At 65.1% G+C, this 17072-nt stretch carries 16 protein-coding genes; 4 read left to right on the top strand and 12 right to left on the bottom strand.

What is annotated here, in order from left to right; translation table 11 throughout:
* Window position 1 precedes the first annotated feature (1 nt).
* The 7 genes from EPN98_RS07885 to hxsB form a co-directional block, all read right to left on the bottom strand.
* Window positions 2-829, bottom strand: coding sequence for a hypothetical protein (locus EPN98_RS07885; protein WP_293362128.1), 828 nt, complete (start codon window positions 827-829; stop codon window positions 2-4).
* A complete protein-coding gene (locus tag EPN98_RS07880; protein WP_293362127.1) occupies window positions 822-2162 on the bottom strand; it encodes a hypothetical protein in 1341 nt (446 codons plus the stop codon). The genes EPN98_RS07885 and EPN98_RS07880 overlap by 8 nt, the downstream gene beginning before the upstream one ends.
* Window positions 2163-2417: 255 nt before the next feature.
* Entirely contained in the window at window positions 2418-3230 is an 813-nt protein-coding gene (locus EPN98_RS07875; RefSeq protein ID WP_293362126.1) for a hypothetical protein, read from the bottom strand.
* Window positions 3231-3499: 269 nt separating this feature from the next.
* Window positions 3500-4174, bottom strand: coding sequence for a hypothetical protein (locus EPN98_RS07870; RefSeq protein WP_293362125.1), 675 nt, complete (start codon window positions 4172-4174; stop codon window positions 3500-3502).
* 302 nt (window positions 4175-4476) lie between these two features.
* On the bottom strand, window positions 4477-5136 hold the full coding sequence (locus tag EPN98_RS07865; RefSeq protein ID WP_293362124.1) for a peptidoglycan-binding protein: 660 nt from the start codon (window positions 5134-5136) through the stop codon (window positions 4477-4479).
* On the bottom strand, window positions 5133-6278 hold the full coding sequence (gene hxsC, locus EPN98_RS07860; RefSeq protein ID WP_293362123.1) for a His-Xaa-Ser system radical SAM maturase HxsC: 1146 nt from the start codon (window positions 6276-6278) through the stop codon (window positions 5133-5135). The genes EPN98_RS07865 and hxsC overlap by 4 nt, the downstream gene beginning before the upstream one ends.
* Window positions 6275-7714, bottom strand: a complete 1440-nt coding sequence (gene hxsB, locus EPN98_RS07855) for a His-Xaa-Ser system radical SAM maturase HxsB (protein WP_293362122.1) — start codon at window positions 7712-7714, stop codon at window positions 6275-6277. The genes hxsC and hxsB overlap by 4 nt, the downstream gene beginning before the upstream one ends.
* Window positions 7715-7851: 137 nt before the next feature.
* Between hxsB and EPN98_RS07850 the strand changes: the two genes are divergently transcribed.
* Window positions 7852-9114, top strand: a complete 1263-nt coding sequence (locus EPN98_RS07850; protein ID WP_293362121.1) for a hypothetical protein — start codon at window positions 7852-7854, stop codon at window positions 9112-9114.
* A gap of 417 nt (window positions 9115-9531) precedes the next feature.
* Here EPN98_RS07850 and EPN98_RS07845 read toward each other — a convergent pair whose 3' ends face one another.
* The 4 genes from EPN98_RS07845 to EPN98_RS07830 form a co-directional block, all read right to left on the bottom strand.
* The gene (locus EPN98_RS07845; protein WP_293362120.1) at window positions 9532-10425 is read right to left on the bottom strand and encodes a nucleotidyltransferase; all 894 of its coding nucleotides are present in this window, start codon (window positions 10423-10425) and stop codon (window positions 9532-9534) included.
* The gene (locus EPN98_RS07840) at window positions 10425-11375 is read right to left on the bottom strand and encodes a patatin-like phospholipase family protein (RefSeq protein ID WP_293362119.1); all 951 of its coding nucleotides are present in this window, start codon (window positions 11373-11375) and stop codon (window positions 10425-10427) included. Before EPN98_RS07840 ends, EPN98_RS07845 begins: the two co-directional genes overlap by 1 nt.
* Before the next feature lie 636 nt (window positions 11376-12011).
* On the bottom strand, window positions 12012-13040 hold the full coding sequence (locus EPN98_RS07835) for a helix-turn-helix domain-containing protein (protein ID WP_293362118.1): 1029 nt from the start codon (window positions 13038-13040) through the stop codon (window positions 12012-12014).
* Between the two features lie 3 nt (window positions 13041-13043).
* Complete coding sequence (locus EPN98_RS07830; protein ID WP_293362117.1) at window positions 13044-13235, bottom strand: helix-turn-helix domain-containing protein; 192 nt, start codon at window positions 13233-13235, stop codon at window positions 13044-13046.
* 115 nt (window positions 13236-13350) lie between these two features.
* Between EPN98_RS07830 and EPN98_RS07825 the strand changes: the two genes are divergently transcribed.
* Window positions 13351-13656, top strand: coding sequence for a hypothetical protein (locus EPN98_RS07825; RefSeq protein ID WP_293362116.1), 306 nt, complete (start codon window positions 13351-13353; stop codon window positions 13654-13656).
* Window positions 13643-14839, top strand: coding sequence for a site-specific integrase (locus EPN98_RS07820; RefSeq protein WP_293362115.1), 1197 nt, complete (start codon window positions 13643-13645; stop codon window positions 14837-14839). Before EPN98_RS07825 ends, EPN98_RS07820 begins: the two co-directional genes overlap by 14 nt.
* A 150-nt stretch (window positions 14840-14989) precedes the next feature.
* On the opposite strand, the gene EPN98_RS07815 is transcribed toward EPN98_RS07820, so the two are convergent.
* Entirely contained in the window at window positions 14990-15991 is a 1002-nt protein-coding gene (locus tag EPN98_RS07815) for a helix-turn-helix transcriptional regulator (protein WP_293362114.1), read from the bottom strand.
* Between the two features lie 257 nt (window positions 15992-16248).
* Here EPN98_RS07815 and EPN98_RS07810 point away from each other — a divergent pair, with 257 nt between their 5' ends.
* Window positions 16249-16956, top strand: coding sequence for a PEPxxWA-CTERM sorting domain-containing protein (locus EPN98_RS07810; RefSeq protein ID WP_293362113.1), 708 nt, complete (start codon window positions 16249-16251; stop codon window positions 16954-16956).
* Window positions 16957-17072: the final 116 nt, after the last annotated feature.

The following is a 17072-nucleotide window of genomic DNA, read 5'->3' as shown; positions in this document are numbered from 1 at the left end:
GCTATCCGCTGACGTTGTAGACGCGTTTCACGAAGCCGCCCTGCTTGGAGATGGCGGCGTCCCAAAGGTCGGGCAGCGCGCGCGGCTGAGTGGCGGCCCCGTCTGGCCGCTGCAGCATCCAAAGCTCCAGCTCGACGCCCCGCAGGTCGGTGCGCGCCTTCTGGAACGCCGGGCTGGCGAGGAACGTCTCGGGTGTCGGCAGGGCGCCATAGAAGCTGGCTTCGGCGGTATTCTGGAGCAGGTCGGAGACGATGATCAGCCGCTTGGGTTTGTCCCGAGTGGCGGGCTTCTGCAGCTCGGTCAGGTTCACCGACTGGATCGATTCCAGGATCGGCGACGTCTCCGCGCCACTTGCCTTGGACAGCTGCTCGAAGGCGGCGTCGAGCGGCCGGCTGAACCCCTCCTCCCACTGCTTCTGCAGCTTGCCCGGATCGCCGGTGGCGCTGTTGGCGTCCGCAGCCGTCCCGGGATTACAGCGAACGATCACCGGGGCCAGCAGCTTGTCGGACGTGGCGTCCACCTTGGCGACGGTGAGCTGGCCGTAGCGCGGGATCGAGTTCTTGAGGCCCGCCAGCTGGTTCATGAAGTCCTGGCGCTGGGCCGGGTTCAGCGGATCGGTCACATCGACCAGGAGCACCGTCATGCTCGTCGGCTCGGCCGGGCACAGGGTCTCGGGATCGAGCGCTTTTCGACCGCTCATGACGCTGTAGTAGAGGACGCCCACCGCAGCCACCGCGACAGCCACGCCCGCGATCTTGAACAGCCCCGAGCGCCGCTCGCGGGCCGCCCGCTCTTCCGCCACCGAGGCGCGTCGCGCTCGCTTAGCCATCGCCCAGCCTCCGCCGCAGGCCGTCCAGCGGCTCGAACTGGCTGATGGCCGCGTCGAAGGCCGCGGCGATCTCGGCCACGGCGCGTTCGAGCGTCGCCTCCGCCTGCTCCACCGCGCCGGCCGCAACCTCCGGCGGCGTGGCCAAGGGGAGCGGGTGGCGCTTTAGGGTCCAGGCGGTCTTGAAGTGAGCCGGCGGCGGGTCCGATCGCGCCGCCATGTTGGCCGCGCGGTAGTCCTGCAACAGCGCGTTGGCCAATTGCTCCAGCTGGTCACCGTACTCCACATACCGCCGCGAGAACGCTTCCCGAGCAGCTAGGATCTGGTTGCGCTCGGCCATTTGCTGTTCGAGCCGTTCGCGCACCGCCGTGGCCTCGTCGATGCCTTCGTCCCGGATGTCCTTCAACTCCTGCGTCGCCCGCTCGACCTCGGCGGCGTAGTCCTCGCAGCGCGCATCGTGGCGACGGGTGGCGTGGCCGTAGCCGGGATAGGGATCGTCCATTCGATAGCCGGCCAGGGCGGCGGTCACCGCGAAGATGACGCCGGCGATCAAGAGGCCCCAGGAGAAGATGCTGTCCAGGCCCGAGCCCATCAGCGTCAGCGCTACCTGTTCCGGGAGTTCCGCGCCGGCCGACTTGGCGTCCCGGAAGTGCGCCGCCAGAAGGTTCCAGACCAGCACGAAGACTATCCAGGCGGCGATGCCGGCCCAGGCCAGGCCGCGCTGGAGCCCGTCGCGCACATTGGCGCGGGGCCAGACCATCCGCCCCACGAAGGCCGAGGCCAGAACGTTGATCGCCCCCACGGTGGCTGCGGCGATCACCCCGCCCAGGTAGCCCATGTCATCATTGAGGCGCAGGAGGAACGCGTTCATCACCGTCTCCATGAACCAGGCCAGAAGGATGTAGCCGTAGGTTGAGATGGCCGGCGGCGCGGCATGGGCCGGCCGCGTCAGGCGGTTCTCTTCCCGGAAGCTCGCCAGATCGCGGTAGGAGTCGGTGATCGCGGCCCGGCTGTTGGCCAGGCGATTGTTGCAATTGACGACCTCGGCCTTGAAATCGCCGACTGCGCGGCGGGCTTCGGCCCCGATCGAGGAGAGCTTGGAGAGCAGGACAAGATCGCCCAGCCGGGTGTCGTAGGTGCGGATACTGTTGGCCGACTCGATCTGAGCCCGTGAGTAGTGTTCGCCGATCTCAACCGCGACGTCAGCTTCGACAGTATCCAGGGTTGCAGTGTCATGCGGCGGAAGTCCTGCCGCGCCTTGTTCTTTTCCCCGCTCGCGCAATTTGAGCTTGGCCGAGATCACCGATCGGTCCAGCTGTACGAACGGGTCGTTCATAGGAGTCGCGAAGGGCGTACTCCTACCGAAGAACTGAGTAAGTGCTGACAGCGCCCCCATAGGCTTGACTATAGGCTGTGGGGTTTTGCAATTCCAGGCTGTTAGGACGCGGCATCTCAGCGGCAGGCCAAACGCCGCGCCTTGGACGTCGTTGCACACTCAGACGGCGGCAGGTTTGCGCCAGGAGCGGAAGTTGGGTCCCGGCCCGACAGCGGACGTTCACGGGCCGCTGCAAGCGCACGCAGCGCTCAGGCTTCAAATCCCTTTTGGCCTCGGCTGACGGGCCGCGCCAAGGCGGCGCGCTCTGGTCGTTGGATCAATACGTTGGAAGAGTCGATCATACCATTCGATCTCGGAAGCACCGCAAACCTCTAGGATCGGCAATCCATGCAGATAAAGATCCCCATCATGTAGTACGCCGGAGGTACGGCCAGGGCCTCTAGGGAATAGTGACGCGAGTTGAGGGGCGCCGCCTGTCGAGGGGTCCTTTCCGCTCTTCAGCGAGTCGCAAAAGCCGCTGTAGACGGCCCGGCTTGTTTCACCTACCGCACTACCCTTCCATGGCTGACCGGCAAGCGTCATTGAGACTCGGCCAGTCCCGAAACGCTCAACCACACCCGCGAAGTTCTCGTCGATCGCCAACTCCTCGTCGACCCACGTGCCGGTTTTCACCACGACCGAGGTCCTCCAAAGCCGGGGGCGTGCGTCACGCCCCTCCCCCTCTCGGCTCGCGTGGAGAATTGTGAAGTCGCGTTCGACGGCCCGATGTCGACGACGGAAGGAAGCCTGCATCGCCTCCACCGCTCGTGCATGACGAATTTCTGGTGGGCCCTCGCCGAGCACCAGACCATGGTCGGCCGCGCTCACAAGCTGGCTCAGAACAAGCGCTGGGAACAATACATCTCCACAGTAGGCCCAGATATCAGGCGTCACCTTGGACGCGAACACCTTGCGGCCGGCGTCCCAGCGGCCGGCCGTCACCTCCCATGAGACGCGGCTGTCACTGGCGACATGCAGCGCTGCAAAGCGCTGATGATCGCGTGAAACCCAGGTGATCAGACTTGTCATGAGGTCGCGTTTCCCCGGTCGGCGAAAGTTGTCATATTGAGGTCATGGAGGCCGCTTCCAACAAGGCAACTCCCAGACGCTCCACCACAGATTTTGCGGGGCGTGACGGTCGAGGACCTACCCTGGCGGCACCGCTCCGGTGACGCCAGGGTGGCTGGGTCGGAGGATCAGGCGGAGTACTGGTTGCAAATCAAGGCCGCGTCGGCGCGACCACAGAGCGAGGCCTCGACCGCCGCGGGCCCAGAGCCGCGACAGGACCCCAGCCGCCGCTAGTCGCCGCCCGCGTCATGGGCGCCATGGATGCGCGTTTCGCCGAAAGGAGATACCCGCACCAGATTTCTGCTCATGCGCAGCCAGACCTCAGGGAAGTGGGTCAGGTATCGCCGCGCTATCCCAGCCAGCCGGCTGAGATCGCCAATGTCGCTCTGTGGGAAAATCGCATGATGGATGTCGGCCACTAGGATCGGCGACGGACTATACCCCTTCGCGGCCTTCGCCTGCAGCTGAGCCTCCAAGTCCGCCGGCAAGGCCTCTAGCTCCGCCTCCATGTCGACGTGCTCCAGGGGAATGCCTTGGGAATTGTTCCAGAGGTCGGCGAAGGTGTCGTATTCGCGGCCGAGCCGCCGACCGACCGGAAACACGTCCACGAGCTCGAACGCGCGCACGTGGTCACCGTAGTCGAGCTCGAAATCCGGCGGGTCGCCGCCAAGCCTTATGCGCCTCGCGTGGGTTTGCAACGCGCACGAGACGGCCACGAATGCCTCCCGCCAAATCTTGAGGCCACCCTGGCCGACCGCATAGAAACCGGTGGTCTCCCGCACGGCCTTCAACACCGCGTCGATCTCGTCAAACGACTGCCATTGCCGAAGGCGTGCGTCGATGTCCGCAAGTTCGGCCTTCGAAAGCCGGCGCATTCTGTCCGGACGTCCAGGGGGTTTGATCAACGTCACCTCCGGCCCCGGAAATAGAGGCATTATAGAGCGGGCGCACGGCCTGACAGATTTTCTCCATCCCGCTCGGACGAGTTCTTCTGCGCGCCGGTAGCGGACCTTGGCTCCGAGCCCGAAACCTGACGTTCGTGGGATTGATGTGAAGGTCGAATGGACTCGACCCATAGCGGACATTAACCGTCGGCACCTCTGAGGCAGAGGTGCGCCACAAGCGGAACTTGGGATCGGTGCGCATGGCGGACGTTTGAGCGGAAGCCTGCAACTTGTGTGCCTCCCCGGCTGCTGGCGCAGTAGACCTACTTCAGCACGCCGAGCGCATTGAGGGTCGGCACATCCATGTTTCCGCTCACTTCCAGGTTGGAGGCGGTTTGGAACGCCCTGAGCGCATCGCGGGTCTTCGGGGAGAGCTCGCCATCGGCTGGTCCTGGGTCGTAGCCCTTCACCATCAGGGCAATCTGCACGCGTTGAACGAACTGACTTACTGTGTCCTGCGTCAGGCGACCACTGGATGTGAGACCTGCGGGTGGGGTCGGCGATGCCGTCGACGGCAAGCCTCGGACCGGCGAACTTGTCCGGCCTCCAGTCGACGGCGCCCGTGGGGTCGGCGGCGTGTAGACGGGCGCTGGCGGCGTGTAGACCGGCGCCGGCGCGCGGTAGACTGGCGACGGGGTCGTGACCGTGCTGCCGGAATAGTGCGACGCATGCCCGGAGCCGGACACGTGACTCGAATGGCTCCGGTGGCTGGAATGGCTGCTGTGGCTGCGATGCCCCGCCAACTGAAGCGCATGATCGGCATGAGCCGGGTCGCTCCAGAATTCGAGCGGCTGGATCGGCGAAACAGTCTCTCGCCCGTCCTGCAACCGTGGCAGGACCGACGGCGTCGCCATGACAGGTCCGCCCGCCGCGAAGGGGCTGGCCGCCCCAAGCAACAGGGCCAAACGCTCGCGCCAAGTCACGCGGCAAACTCCTCAAACTGGAAGGGACGGACCGCGCGGCTTCGCCAGGTCGGGCCGGCGGAGGCGAAGAAGCCGGCGCAGTGATCGCGCACGACGCAATCCTTACAGTCCGGCGGATAGATGTTCTTCCACCCGGATATGGATTGTCGCGCAAACGGCCAAAGCCGCCGGTCAAGCACGCAGAGCGGGAGATTGTAGATCGAGACCGGCAGGCCGCGTGCGGCGAGGTGGAAGACCGCTGCCGCCAACTCCGCCTGATAGTCGGCCGGGTCGATCCAGAGCCGGTCGCGGTTGGTCTTGGCGAAGCCCATCGGCTCCAAGCCCATCAGCGCGACGTGATTCACGAAGGGCAACCGTCGATAAATGAAGGCGGAGAGTTGCGCGAGACGCGGGATGGTCAATTGGTGCAGCACCACCCGGATCTCCACCCGAGCCCTGAGCCGCCCGAGTTGATAGAGGCCGTCGAGGGTCTCCCTAAAGGCACCCTCGACGTCGACCACTTCATCGTGGAGGCGCGCGACATCGCCATAGAGCGGCACCGCCCAGACCGTACGGTCGCGATGGATCGTGGCCAGCCGCTCTGCCAGGGCCGCGTCGGCGAAGGTCCGACCATTGGTGAGGATCTGGACCTGGGTGTCGGGCAGGTAGACGCTGATGGCGTCCAACACCCGCGCGAGATCCTCGCCGAGCAGCGTAGGCTCACCCCCGGTGATCCCGAGTTGCAATTCCTCGCGGTCGACCAGGCTGATCACCCGCAACATCTCGTCGACACGCCAACGGTCGTCCTCATCGCGCGGCGGCTGGGAGCACATCAAGCAGAGGCTGTTGCAGCGCTCGGTGGCGAAGAGCGTGTTGGAGGTGGAACCCCGGCGATAGAGTACCGACACCAGGCTGCCGCCCGGCCGCAGACGTACGACGTCGCCCGGTCGGATGACCCTGCGGTCGCGGAGATCCTCCACGCGAGCCGGCGCATCGCCGGGCCGAGTGAGGCTTGGGCCGTCTATGCCTTCCGCGAACAGCAGGACGTCTTGCGGCGGAAGGTGCGAGCCGACCGCTTCCTCAGGCGAAAGCACCTTGAGGATCTCAGGCCGGTCGACGCCGGAAACCCGCGCGTGGGTATGAAGCGGGACGGCGCCCGTCATCGCTCGACGTAGCCCGGCTCGGCGATGTCCGTACGCGACTTGCCCAGCGCCCAGGCCGTGAAGGTGCGCAGGGTCGTCGGGTCGCCATCTGCGATGCTACGGAAGAGATGCCGGAACAAGCCCATGTGCTTGGCGCAGAATTCGCTCGTCGCCCGGTCGCCCACGGGATCGCCGTGAATGGCGCCGTGGTAGACCGGATCCGCGCCGCAGAACGGCACGAAGGCGCAGCGGTCGCAGCCAGGGAGTTCTTCGGCGACAGCGCCTTGGCGAAGCCAAGCCATCGCCGGGGAGTCGAGAAGCTCATCGAGGGAGGTTTGGACGTCCCCTAAGGCCAGTCGGCGGTCTCCCGTCTCGGCCACCATGCGCGCCTCGTCCGAGGGATAGACCTGTCCATCGTAATTGTAGACCAGGACCCCGAGGCCCGCGCCTGCAGGCGAGCGCAGGTCCACATAACCGGAATGGAAGGGTGTCAGGATGTGCCGCAGCAGGATGCCCGCGTAGATTTCCTCGAAGGGCTCGCCTTGGGCGTTGAGGTTCAGGATGTGATCCAACGCGCGAACATAGAAGCCCACGAAGGCGTCCATGTCATAGCCATGGACGCGCTTCGTCTTGCGGGCGAAACCGTAGGGACTGACGGGACGCAGGAAGATGGAGCGGAACCCTAGGGCGCGGTAGTGTTCAACCAGCCCGATAGGGTCCGCCAACGCGGCGCGTGTGACGGTCGGCAAGGCCACCACGCCGTCACCGCCGAGCACCTCGCGAGCCCGCGCCAAACCCTCGAGCGTGCGCGCATGGGCGTCCCGTGTCGGATTTGGTCGCTGCGCGTCGTGCAACTGAGCAGGACCATCGATCGACGTGGAGAGATGGATGCCGTGCTCGCGGCAGAAGGCGAGTTCGTCCGAGCCAAGATGATGCAGGGTCGAGACCATGCTGAATCGCAGGGTCCGTCCCGCTTCGGCGTTTCGCCGCACCGCGCTTTCCACGATGTGACGAACCAGGTCGAACCGCAGAGCAGGTTCGCCCCCCTGGAACTCGATAGTCAGCGTCGGCGAGGGGCTCTCGAACACGCGGTCAAGTGCGGCCTCAGCATCCGTGAGGCTCATGTCGAAGCCCTGCGCGGTCAGCGCCGCCCGCGAGACCTGGCAGTACTGGCAGCTATGGTCGCATCGCAGGGTGACGACGAAGATGTGCAGCGCAGGGCCGTCGAGCAGGAAGGACTTGCGGGTTCTGTGCGCCGCCCGTTCAAGTTCGCTCCAGTCGGCGGATCCCAACGGCGTAAGGAGGCCGCGCGCCTCAAGATCGTCGCGTCTCGATGGCGCAAGCTCGTACGGGCGCTCAGCGAGGCGAACCCCGTCGATGGCGTCAAGCACCGCGTAACCGCCCGTGTCATTCGAGACGAGGACACGGCCGTCAAGAAGATCTGTCGTTCGTCGCACACCCGCCCCCCAGCGAGTTGAGGCGGCAGCCTAGGCGGACGTGTCGCGAGCTGCAATGGTGGCGGTTGCGCATTCGGGGGGATGCAACTCACCATGTTCTGGACACCTGCCTGCGGGCCTAACACGGGCATCGCATCATGAGCGAGACTCCCGCTTCGCCGCCTCGGTCGCGCTCTTGGCTGATCGCAGCGCTATGGATCCTGGGGGTCGTGCTCGTGACTGCGGCTGTCCGCGGTATGGGCAGCCGTTCCGTCGCGCCCGTCACGCCGCTGGCCGAGACAGCCTCTGCGCCGGTTCCGGGCGTCCCCCAACCCGCCAACACCCTGTTCAGCTGGACGGAGGGCAACCCCGCCGGGCCGAACGCTTTCGTCGCCGATGGGCTCGGGCTTACCCTTAGCGCCCGAGTCACCCCCGAAGGCCGCGTTCCTGTCGTGGAGGTTCGGGGGCCGGACGGTCGGGCTGCGACGCTCGCCGGCGAAGCCAGCTTCGGCGAAGCCTCAGCCCAGCTGGGCGTTGGCCGCCTGGACCCTGCAAGCAAACAAAGCGCCGTGCTCTTCACAACGTTTGGCACCTGCGCGCACGGCTGCGGCGTAGTACGCCTCCTCGACTACCTCGATGGAGCCTGGCGAAAGGTTGAGGTGGGCGTGATCGAGGGGTCGCAACTCCCCGCTTTCCCTGAGGACCTAGACGGAGACGGTCACCGAGAAATCCAGCTCTGGGACCGCCGCTTCAACTACGCCTTTGCCTCCTTCGCTGGGAGCTACACGCCGCCACAGGTGTTGGCCGTGCGCAACGGGCGGGCCGTCGATGTTTCGGCCCAGCTCCGCTTCCGCCGCGTGTACGCAAACTACATGGCGGAGGTCGAGGCCGAGTGCCGCGCGCACGCCAATGGGGCCTGTCCCGCCTACGTGGCCGCCGCCGCCCGCGCGGGCCAGCTGGAGACGGCTTGGCAGGTTATGCTCACGAGCTACGATCCTATGGACGACTGGGAGCTGCCGCTCGCCTGCAGATCATCCACCGACGACGCCCCCTGCCCGTCTGGCCAGGAGGTCAAGTTCCGCACCTACCCCGAGGCGCTGCGCTGGTTCCTCGGCGACCTCGGCTACCTGTCGCCTGTCTACCTCCCCCAGCCCGACGCCACGGGTCCCGCCTTCGACTGCACGAAGGTGACCGCCGAAACGCTGAAGCTGGTCTGCGCCATGCCAGAACTCGCCGCCGCCGATCGGGAGATGAACGAGCTCTACTGGCGCGCTCAGGCCCTATCGCGAGATCCCGCTGGCCTGACCGCCGATCAGCGAGCATTCATCCTCGCCCGCAACAACGCGCCTAGCGACGCCTTCGCGTTGTTGCGCCTCTATCAAGCGCACTTGGCGCAGCTCGCCGAGCTAGCGGGCCAATAGAATCTAGAGTTGCTGGCCAGCCGACGGACAGCGCTGCGCCAGGAGCGGTCCTTGTGACCAGGGCCGAAAACGGACGTTCAGCCTGCTCCGCGGCCTATGGGGCTCGCCCCGGTACCGACGTCTAGTCAAAGGTACGGGACGTCTCGAAGGCACGGACACCGGGCCTCATTCAATTCGCTACCGATGCCGCAACTCAAAAGGTCGACGACGACAGCCTGTTTTTTCCGGGTCAGTTCCAGCGCTACCTGACTGAGAACATTTATGGCCATTTCGACCCCGTCGGGGGCGGCGTGACCGCATCGCGACACGGCGTCGGCCATGGAGCTGCACCAGCGGAGACCTACACGATGGCCCGCGCGCTGCAGACCATTCTGACCTTGGATCAGATCTTCCATTACCTGTGACGCGTCGGGCTGGTCACCATTCCTTCCAGTACTTCACGGCCGCGTCGAGGAAGGTCTGCATCTTCTCAGCCCTCCACGTGACCAGTGAAGTCGGGTGCAGAAGATAATACATGTCGTTGGCGCAGGAGAGCTTCGAGCGGTCCGCTTCGGTGATCAGCCAGTTGAGGGAGTTGACGACGCAGTCTTCGCGGGTGCTGCCGAACTTTGAATTGGGCACATTCCAGAGCATGCCCTCAAGGAAGTAAGAGGGCGCAACCCCGTCCTGGAGGTAGCCGTCATCGATCATGCGATTGCGCATGTTCTTCAGGATGCGGACCACGGGCTTGAAGCGCTGGCTGGTGTTCTGGTGCTTGGTCGTGCAGTTCTCTGAGTGCTGCTTGGGATAGTTGATGATCTGGTTGCCGGCCTTATCCCAGAAGCAAATCCCCTCGGTGAAACTCTGGTCGCTCCATGAGCGGAAGCGATGGTATTTTCGGAACTGGGCCGCCGGCAGCACGTCGGCGTCGCGCCGGTTGCCTTCACCTTCAACGAGGATTGCCTTTTTGCCTGGCGTTACCTTGCCGGGGAAGTTTTTGGCGAGGTGGCTGGTAACGTCCGTCTTGAAATCGCTGTACGGATAGCCAGCCTTCGACCACGCCGACTTGTAGGCTGTCTGATCATCCTCGCTTAGGCCGGACGTGTCGTCAAAGTAGACCGAGTTTATCTTGATCACCACGTCGACATCGCTGTCAGCGAATATGTTCGTGTCATTGCCGTACGAGCCCTGCAGGAAGATCTCATAATCCTTGCTGGCGTACGGCGCGCTCGAATGATCGAGCACGCCTCTGATGGTCGCATAGGTGTCGCGCGACTGCTTGACCGAACCCTGGTGCGACCACGTTTCGAGCTGCGATTCCGGAATGCCCATCAGCCGACTCCCAGCAGCGTTTTGATCTGCTCCTCATCACGTGCGTAGGATTCCGCGCCGCGCTGGCGCAGCAGGTTCAGCTTCGCCATGTCGTGCTCGAAGAGGTCGGTCGCCATGTCGGGCTTGTCGAAGGTGTCGTTGATGCGGACCGTCGGCACGTGCTTGAACATGATGGTGCAGAGCTGATCCATCGACTGCGTGTTGATCTCCAGCGTCTTTTGAAGGAGTTGCACGCTTTGGAGGTATTTGGCCCAGCGCATCGCGTCGAACGCGTTGCGCTTCGGCTCCGGATAGACGCCGACGCCGACGCTGACGACACGCAGGTCCGCCGGGTCGCGCCCGAGCGCACGCGTCCCGTCCGCAATCGCGTAGAGCGTAGGATTGTTGGCGCAGTACCCGCCGTCGACAAGGACGATGTCGTCGCCGGCCGCGGTATGGACGACCTTCTTCTGGAAGAACGGATAGGCCGAGCACGACGCCTGGACGGCATCGCTGATCCGCACGCCGAAGCCGGGTACAAACGTGCCCTTGCGCCCGTGCGCCTGGGTGATGCTCCCCTTGAAGATCATCGGGCGCTCTATCTCCCACTTTGTGGTGACGATCCCGACGCCGGTCTTAACGTCGCCGAACATCCTGTCTTTGAAGACGAGGTCGGCGAGGTCGCTGAGCGCCCCGGACTTCTGGCTCGGTAGCTTTGCCTTCATGATCCGCGGAACGTGCTCGCGGTAGAGGTCGTGAATTTCGTTGGCTTTGTAGCCAAGCGCGATGAGCGCGGCGATGATGGCGCCGGTGCTGGTCCCGAACACCAGGTCGAATTCCTCGCATAGCGGCTTGCCGACGAGTCCTTCGATCTCGCGAAGGACGCCGAGCGTGTAGAAGCCCTTGGCTCCGCCTCCATCGAGGCTCAGGATTTTCAGCGGCCCGGTCGGGGCCTCGGCGCTCCCTGACATACTGCGCCCTCCCCAGAACGCAGTCTTATTCGTAGCGCTCACGTAGAGGGATAATCAATTACAATCTAGGCGGGCTCACCGTCGTTTCGCATGCCTTAAAACGTTGAGCGATGCAGGTGACGGTTGAGCGACGAACTCTGCCGCGGGCGAGCTATATTTGCCTACTCTGCGGACGCGTTGGTGTTTCTCGCCTGACCCGGGCTGACCTCAACGCCACTGTCGGTCATCGTCACGTCTTGTCGTCGCCTTCGAGTATCGAGCCCAACCCCCGATCGCCGACCGACCGTCGTGTCGTGGCGCGCCTGACGAATGCCGGCTGAACGGTCGCCCCGATGCGGTGGGCCTCATCCCTTGGAAGCACAATGGCAAGCAGGTGAAGCGGTCTGCGTGGGCCCCCGGGCGAATTGCGCAACATCCCGAAAGCGGACCTTCCCATCGTCACCTAAGAGTCAGGAGCAGACGTGCGCGGTCCGTGACAGCGCGCTTTACCGACGCGACGTTGCCAATGAGGACGCTCGCGACACCTGCTCGGCAAAAAAAGCGTTTGGCAAAAAACCTGCGCGCAAAAGCGATGCACTGGGTACCGGTCCGAGGGTCGGAAGTCGTGAAGTTTTGCCCTCCCCCCCCCGGTCCCCATCACCGGCCTCCTGCCGCCGCTTCGGCGCGCAGGCCCAGCGCCCGCAGACGGACGGCACCGACCCGCTTCACGAGCTCGTCGGCGCCCCAGCGACGAACCGTCACGATGGTTCGATCTTCTTCACGCCAGGTCGCGCCATGCAGGCACGCGCCTACGTCAGGTGCAGCCGCAAAGAGGTCTGAGACCACCCGGGGCGGGAGGTCGAACTCTGGTCCCGGAAAGCCTTCGGGCGATGAAAGGACTGCGGCCTCGGCTTCGGGGAACCAGCATTGCCGCTGCAGCCAAGTCGTCGGGTTCTTCACCATCGACAGGTCGCGGCCATGGACCTCGATCGCGTAGCGCTGCGCAGCGCTCAACAGCTCATCGACCGTGGCCCCGTGACGACGGATTGCAGCCTCGAACAGCTCACGCGCCGCGCGCTTCTCGGTCTTCCGAGGATAGATCTCCCACCAAGTTTCAAAGTCCGCATCCAACTCGCGCTTTCGCGGAGAGGTGATAGTTTCAGTGACTGGTTCAAACGTAGTGGGGTCGGGCGTCAGACCCGCAGGATCGGTGCCTGAGGCCCTCTGGTCCGGCGGGCCTGACGCCCGCTGGTTGCTCGCCTTCGGGCTTGCGCCCCGCTGTCTCGGCAAACCACCAGCGGGCCTAAGACCCGCAGGGCTGCAGTCCGAATCCGGCTGCTGTTCAGGCTGATAGTAGGCAAGCCGGATGCGATCTGAGGTCCAAGTTCCGTCCTTACGGATCCGGGGTTGCCGCTCGATCAGGCCCCAGCGCTCAAGCGCCAGCAGGATGCCCCGCACCGTACGGTCGTGCAGCCTGCAACGCTTCGCCAGGGTCTTCTGAGAGGGGAAGGCGTAGCCGTCCGCACCGGCGTACTCTGCCAGCACGTAAAGGACGAGCAGCGCAGAGCACCCGATCTCATCAGGTGGAAGCCCGTCGAATTGATCGAGGTCGTCGAAGCCTTGCTCTCGCCGGGCCGCAACGAAATCGTCGATCGCACGCAGCGCTCCAAGTGCGGCGAAGCTCATGTGTCAGGCCGCTTCGGCGCCGTTGAAGAACGCCCAGAGCCGCCGACGCGGCACGACCCAGTGTCCCCCGACCTTGCGGGCGACGGGCAGGGCCCCGCTGCTGAGCATGTGATAGACTTGGCGCTCTCCGCGCCCGATCTCTTTGGCGATCTGCTGGACCCCCCAGATCAGATCATCCTTGGCGTCGTCTGCCATCGTCTGCTCCATTTGTTGCAACTAACCCTTGCGATAAATGAAGCCTTGTTCGCCTCCATTGACAACGAGTTTTTTCGCACTAATCCTTGCAATTAATTGTAGAGGGAGTGAGCCGATGGAAAAGAAGCGCCCAGGTCGGCCACCCAACAGCCTGCGCTCTGAGACGCGCATTCCATTCAACATCCGCGTCACGCAGGCCGTGAAGGATGTCGTTGAGCAGCAGGCTAAGGCCAAGGGCCACACGCCGTCTCAGGAAGTCGTCCGCCTGATCGAGCTTGGCCTTAAGTATGAGCGCGATCAGATGGACGCGAGAAAAGGGCCCATCAGTATCGACGACGTGATCGACCGAATTCGCGTGGAAAATGCTCTTCGCGACATCGTCCGTGCTGAAGTCGAACAGGCGCTCCGTGAGCGTTCGTAAGCGCCAGTGGACCACGGCCAAGGGCGAGGCCCGCGAAGGCTGGGTCGTCGACTACATCGACGCAAAGGGGACGCGCCGGCTGAAGACGTTCGGTCGCAAGCGCGAGGCCGACTCATTCGCCGCCACCGCGGCGGTAGAAGTGCGGGAGGGCGTCCACGTCGCCGATAGCGCGAGCGTGACGGTGAAGGCCGCCGGCGCGATGTGGGTTACCACGGCCGAGGCGGCCGGCCTGGAGCGCACCACGCTCGCCCAGTACGGCCAGCACAAGCGCTTGCACATCGACCCGTTCATCGGGTCGTGGAAGCTGTCGAGCCTCAGCATCCCGTCAATCCGAGAGTTCGAAGACCGGCTCCGCGCCGAGGGCCGCTCACCGGCGATGATCCGCAAGATCCTCGTCAGCCTGGGAACGATGATTGCCGACGCACAAGAACGCGGCCTGGCCACGCGCAACCCAGTTCGCGACATGCGGGTTCGCCGAGGCGGCAAGGAACGCCGAGCCGAGCGGCGGCAGAAGGGCAAGCTGCGCGTTGGTGTTCACATCCCCAGCAAGGAAGAGGTCCGCGCCATCGTGGGCGCCCTAGAGGGCCGCTGGCGCCCTCTCCTACTCACGGCCATCTTCACCGGCCTGCGCGCGTCCGAGCTGCGCGGCCTTCGCTGGTCAGATCTCGACCTCGACCGCCGGGAGCTGCGCGTCCAGCAGCGCGCCGATCGCTTCAATGAGATCGGGGCGCCGAAGTCCGAGAGCGGAGAGCGCACCGTTCCACTGCCCCCGCTGGTCGCGAACGCGCTCAAGGAATGGCGCCTGGCATGCCCCAAGGGCGAGTTGGGCCTGGTATTCCCGAACAAGGCCGGCGGCGTCGAGAGTCACCACGCAATCCGCAGCCGCGGCCTTATGCCGGCGCAAGTCAGGGCCGGTGTGGCCGTCGCTACCGGCGAGCTGGACGACAAGGGCCAGCCGATCCTGGCGGCCAAGTACACCGGGCTGCATGCCCTCAGGCACTTCTACGCTTCATGGTGCATCAACCGGCAGGCGGACGGCGGCCTGGGCCTGCCTCTGAAGGTGGTTCAGGAGCGCATGGGCCACGCGTCGGTCGTGATGACATCGGACGTGTACGGCCACCTGTTTCCCACCGGCGACGACGGCGAGGAGATGGCTGCGGCTGAGCAGGCGCTGCTGGGGTAGACGCGACAAGAACGCGACATGCGGCCGGAAACTTCAACGATTTCATAGGCTGAATCCGGACTGCAAATCCGTGCACCCGAGTTCGATTCTCGGTCGGGCCTCCATTCTCCGATATCCCAGCGATACGGCTCACGGCCGCCCTGACCGCGATCAGCTCGGGGACAGTTCGCCCAGCTTGCGGACCAGTTCCACTTTGGAGTGGACGCCCAGCTTCTCGTAGACCGCCGTGAGATGGTTTCGGACCGTGGCGCGGCTGATCCCCAGATCAAGCGCCACGCGGGGGGCGGTCATGCCGCTGGCGAAGCGTTCCGCCACGCGCGCCTCGGCCGGCGAAAGCGGCGGCGTGGTCTCCGCCGCCAGGCTGACGATATGCCGGTCCCCACCCCGGTGCAGGCGGAACGTCTGGCCGCAGACCCGTACGCTGGCGGCGGCGCCTGCGGTGGCGGCCTTCAGGTCCGGCGGAAGCTGCGGGCCCAGCCAGTCCGGAAACAGGGCGCGCATGCGCAGACCGAAGGCCGCGTCCGAGGCGTGCACCTGTCCGGCGCTGTCCACGACGGCGTGCCCGCTCGGCAGTCCCCCGGGCGACAGGTCCGCCGTCCGCGCATGGCCGGCCACATGCCAGAGCAGCCTATGACGCCAGGCCGCGACAAGGTGCGGCATGATCTGCGCCAGCCGGTCTCGCTCGAGATCGCTGAAGGGCGCGCGGCGGTCGGCTCGGAACAGGAACACGAGTTCGCCGACGTTGGTCACGGAGTCGATCAGGGTGACGCCCATGGCGTGCTCGATCCCCGACGGGCCGCAGAACTCGCGATAGATCTCGGACGCATAGTGGTCCTCGACCGGGCCCAGGTCCTCGTTGCGCAGGCAATCGCCCGGCCGCCGCGAGACGGCCGATCGCAGGACGTCGTGCCGTTGCCAGTGCGCCGAGTAGGCGAGCAGCCGCTCGAACGGGAAATCGCAGGCCGCGATGCCGAAGATCAGCTGGGGGTCCTCCGCGCCGGAGCCCCAGATCGCGGAGTCGAAGGGGATCGCCACCCTCAGCCGTGCGAGGGAGTCCTCCTTGAAGCGGTCCACGGCGAGCCGGAACACGTCCTCATAGAGACCCAGAATGATCTCGTTGAAACTGTCCGGACTGTCCCGTTCGGCTCGCACGCCCATGCCGTCCAATAGACTGCCCAATATTCGCGGCGCGCGACATAGAGCATTTGCTCTATTCGCAGCGGCAGATCCCCACGGCGGGGAAATTCTCCCCTGATGATTGAATAATCTACTGAAATTATGGCGCGTCCACAGAGCGAATGAAGCATTCGCTCCATGGTGGAGACCTGAGCCGCCACCTAGCCTTGTGGCCTACAGCTCGGGGAGCGATCGCAGAGGTCACGGCTCCCAGTCACACAGGGAGTTACAGGATGTCTCTCAAAAGTCTCACGCTGGGGGCTCTGGCAGGGGCCGCCATGCTGTTCGCCGCCGGCGCGGTCTCGGCGCAATCCTCGCTGGCCACCGGCCGCCTTTCGTTCGTACAGCCCAACGGCACGGCGGGTCCCAACGATGTCATCCATGTCTACCTGCGGCTGACCCTGGACGAGTCCTCGGTCGCGCTCAGTGTGGACGAGTTCGGCGCCGTGACCTCCGGTGGGCCCAGCCTGTCCGAGATCGCCGACGCCGGGATCGATGTGAACCAGTCATACGGCGTCGGTATCGGCGGATATGTCGGCTGTGGCGGCTCGTTCTTTCCGACGGGCTGCAGCGGGGGCGAATATGCGTTCGACTTCAACCCCGCGCCCGTGAACTTCACGCTCAACGGCGGCGAGTCGCTCGACTTCCTGTGGCTGACCTTCACGCCGTCCGGCGGCCCCGCCGCGCCGGGTATCTACAACTTCTATGAGACCGCCATCACCCTCGACGCCTACGGCCAGGATGCGAACGGGGACTTCGTGTTCCGCACCTTCAGTCCCTTCGGCGCGACCTGCACGCATGGCGACAACAGCTGCGACTTCAGCCGCACCGTCGCCGGCGGCGGCGGCGTTGTTCCCGAGCCGGCCACCTGGGCGCTGATGATCGGCGGCTTCGGCCTTGCCGGGTCGGCCCTGCGGCGGCGGCGCGCCGTCCTCGCCTGATCCCGGAGCGACCACGGCGGGTCACGCGTCTCCCGAGACCCGCCGAACCCTCGCCACGCTGGCGGACTCCATATCCGGGCGCCCCAGTTCGATTCTCGGTCGGGTTTCCAACTTTT

This window comes from Phenylobacterium sp. (assembly GCF_004299445.1).
Lineage (GTDB): Bacteria > Pseudomonadota > Alphaproteobacteria > Caulobacterales > Caulobacteraceae > Phenylobacterium.
This window is presented reverse-complemented; position numbering and strand designations above follow the sequence as displayed.

Bases quoted from the DNA above. Each gene is read 5' to 3' on its own strand.
- EPN98_RS07885 (WP_293362128.1), bottom strand. From the start codon at position 829: ATGGCTAAGCGAGCGCGACGCGCCTCGGTGGCGGAAGAGCGGGCGGCC.
- EPN98_RS07880 (WP_293362127.1), bottom strand. From the start codon at position 2,162: ATGAACGACCCGTTCGTACAGCTGGACCGATCGGTGATCTCGGCCAAG.
- EPN98_RS07875 (WP_293362126.1), bottom strand. From the start codon at position 3,230: ATGACAAGTCTGATCACCTGGGTTTCACGCGATCATCAGCGCTTTGCA.
- hxsC (WP_293362123.1), bottom strand. From the start codon at position 6,278: ATGACGGGCGCCGTCCCGCTTCATACCCACGCGCGGGTTTCCGGCGTC.
- EPN98_RS07850 (WP_293362121.1), top strand. From the start codon at position 7,852: ATGAGCGAGACTCCCGCTTCGCCGCCTCGGTCGCGCTCTTGGCTGATC.
- EPN98_RS07845 (WP_293362120.1), bottom strand. From the start codon at position 10,425: ATGGGCATTCCGGAATCGCAGCTCGAAACGTGGTCGCACCAGGGTTCG.
- EPN98_RS07840 (WP_293362119.1), bottom strand. From the start codon at position 11,375: ATGTCAGGGAGCGCCGAGGCCCCGACCGGGCCGCTGAAAATCCTGAGC.
- EPN98_RS07835 (WP_293362118.1), bottom strand. From the start codon at position 13,040: ATGAGCTTCGCCGCACTTGGAGCGCTGCGTGCGATCGACGATTTCGTT.
- EPN98_RS07830 (WP_293362117.1), bottom strand. From the start codon at position 13,235: ATGGCAGACGACGCCAAGGATGATCTGATCTGGGGGGTCCAGCAGATC.
- EPN98_RS07825 (WP_293362116.1), top strand. From the start codon at position 13,351: ATGGAAAAGAAGCGCCCAGGTCGGCCACCCAACAGCCTGCGCTCTGAG.
- EPN98_RS07810 (WP_293362113.1), top strand. From the start codon at position 16,249: ATGTCTCTCAAAAGTCTCACGCTGGGGGCTCTGGCAGGGGCCGCCATG.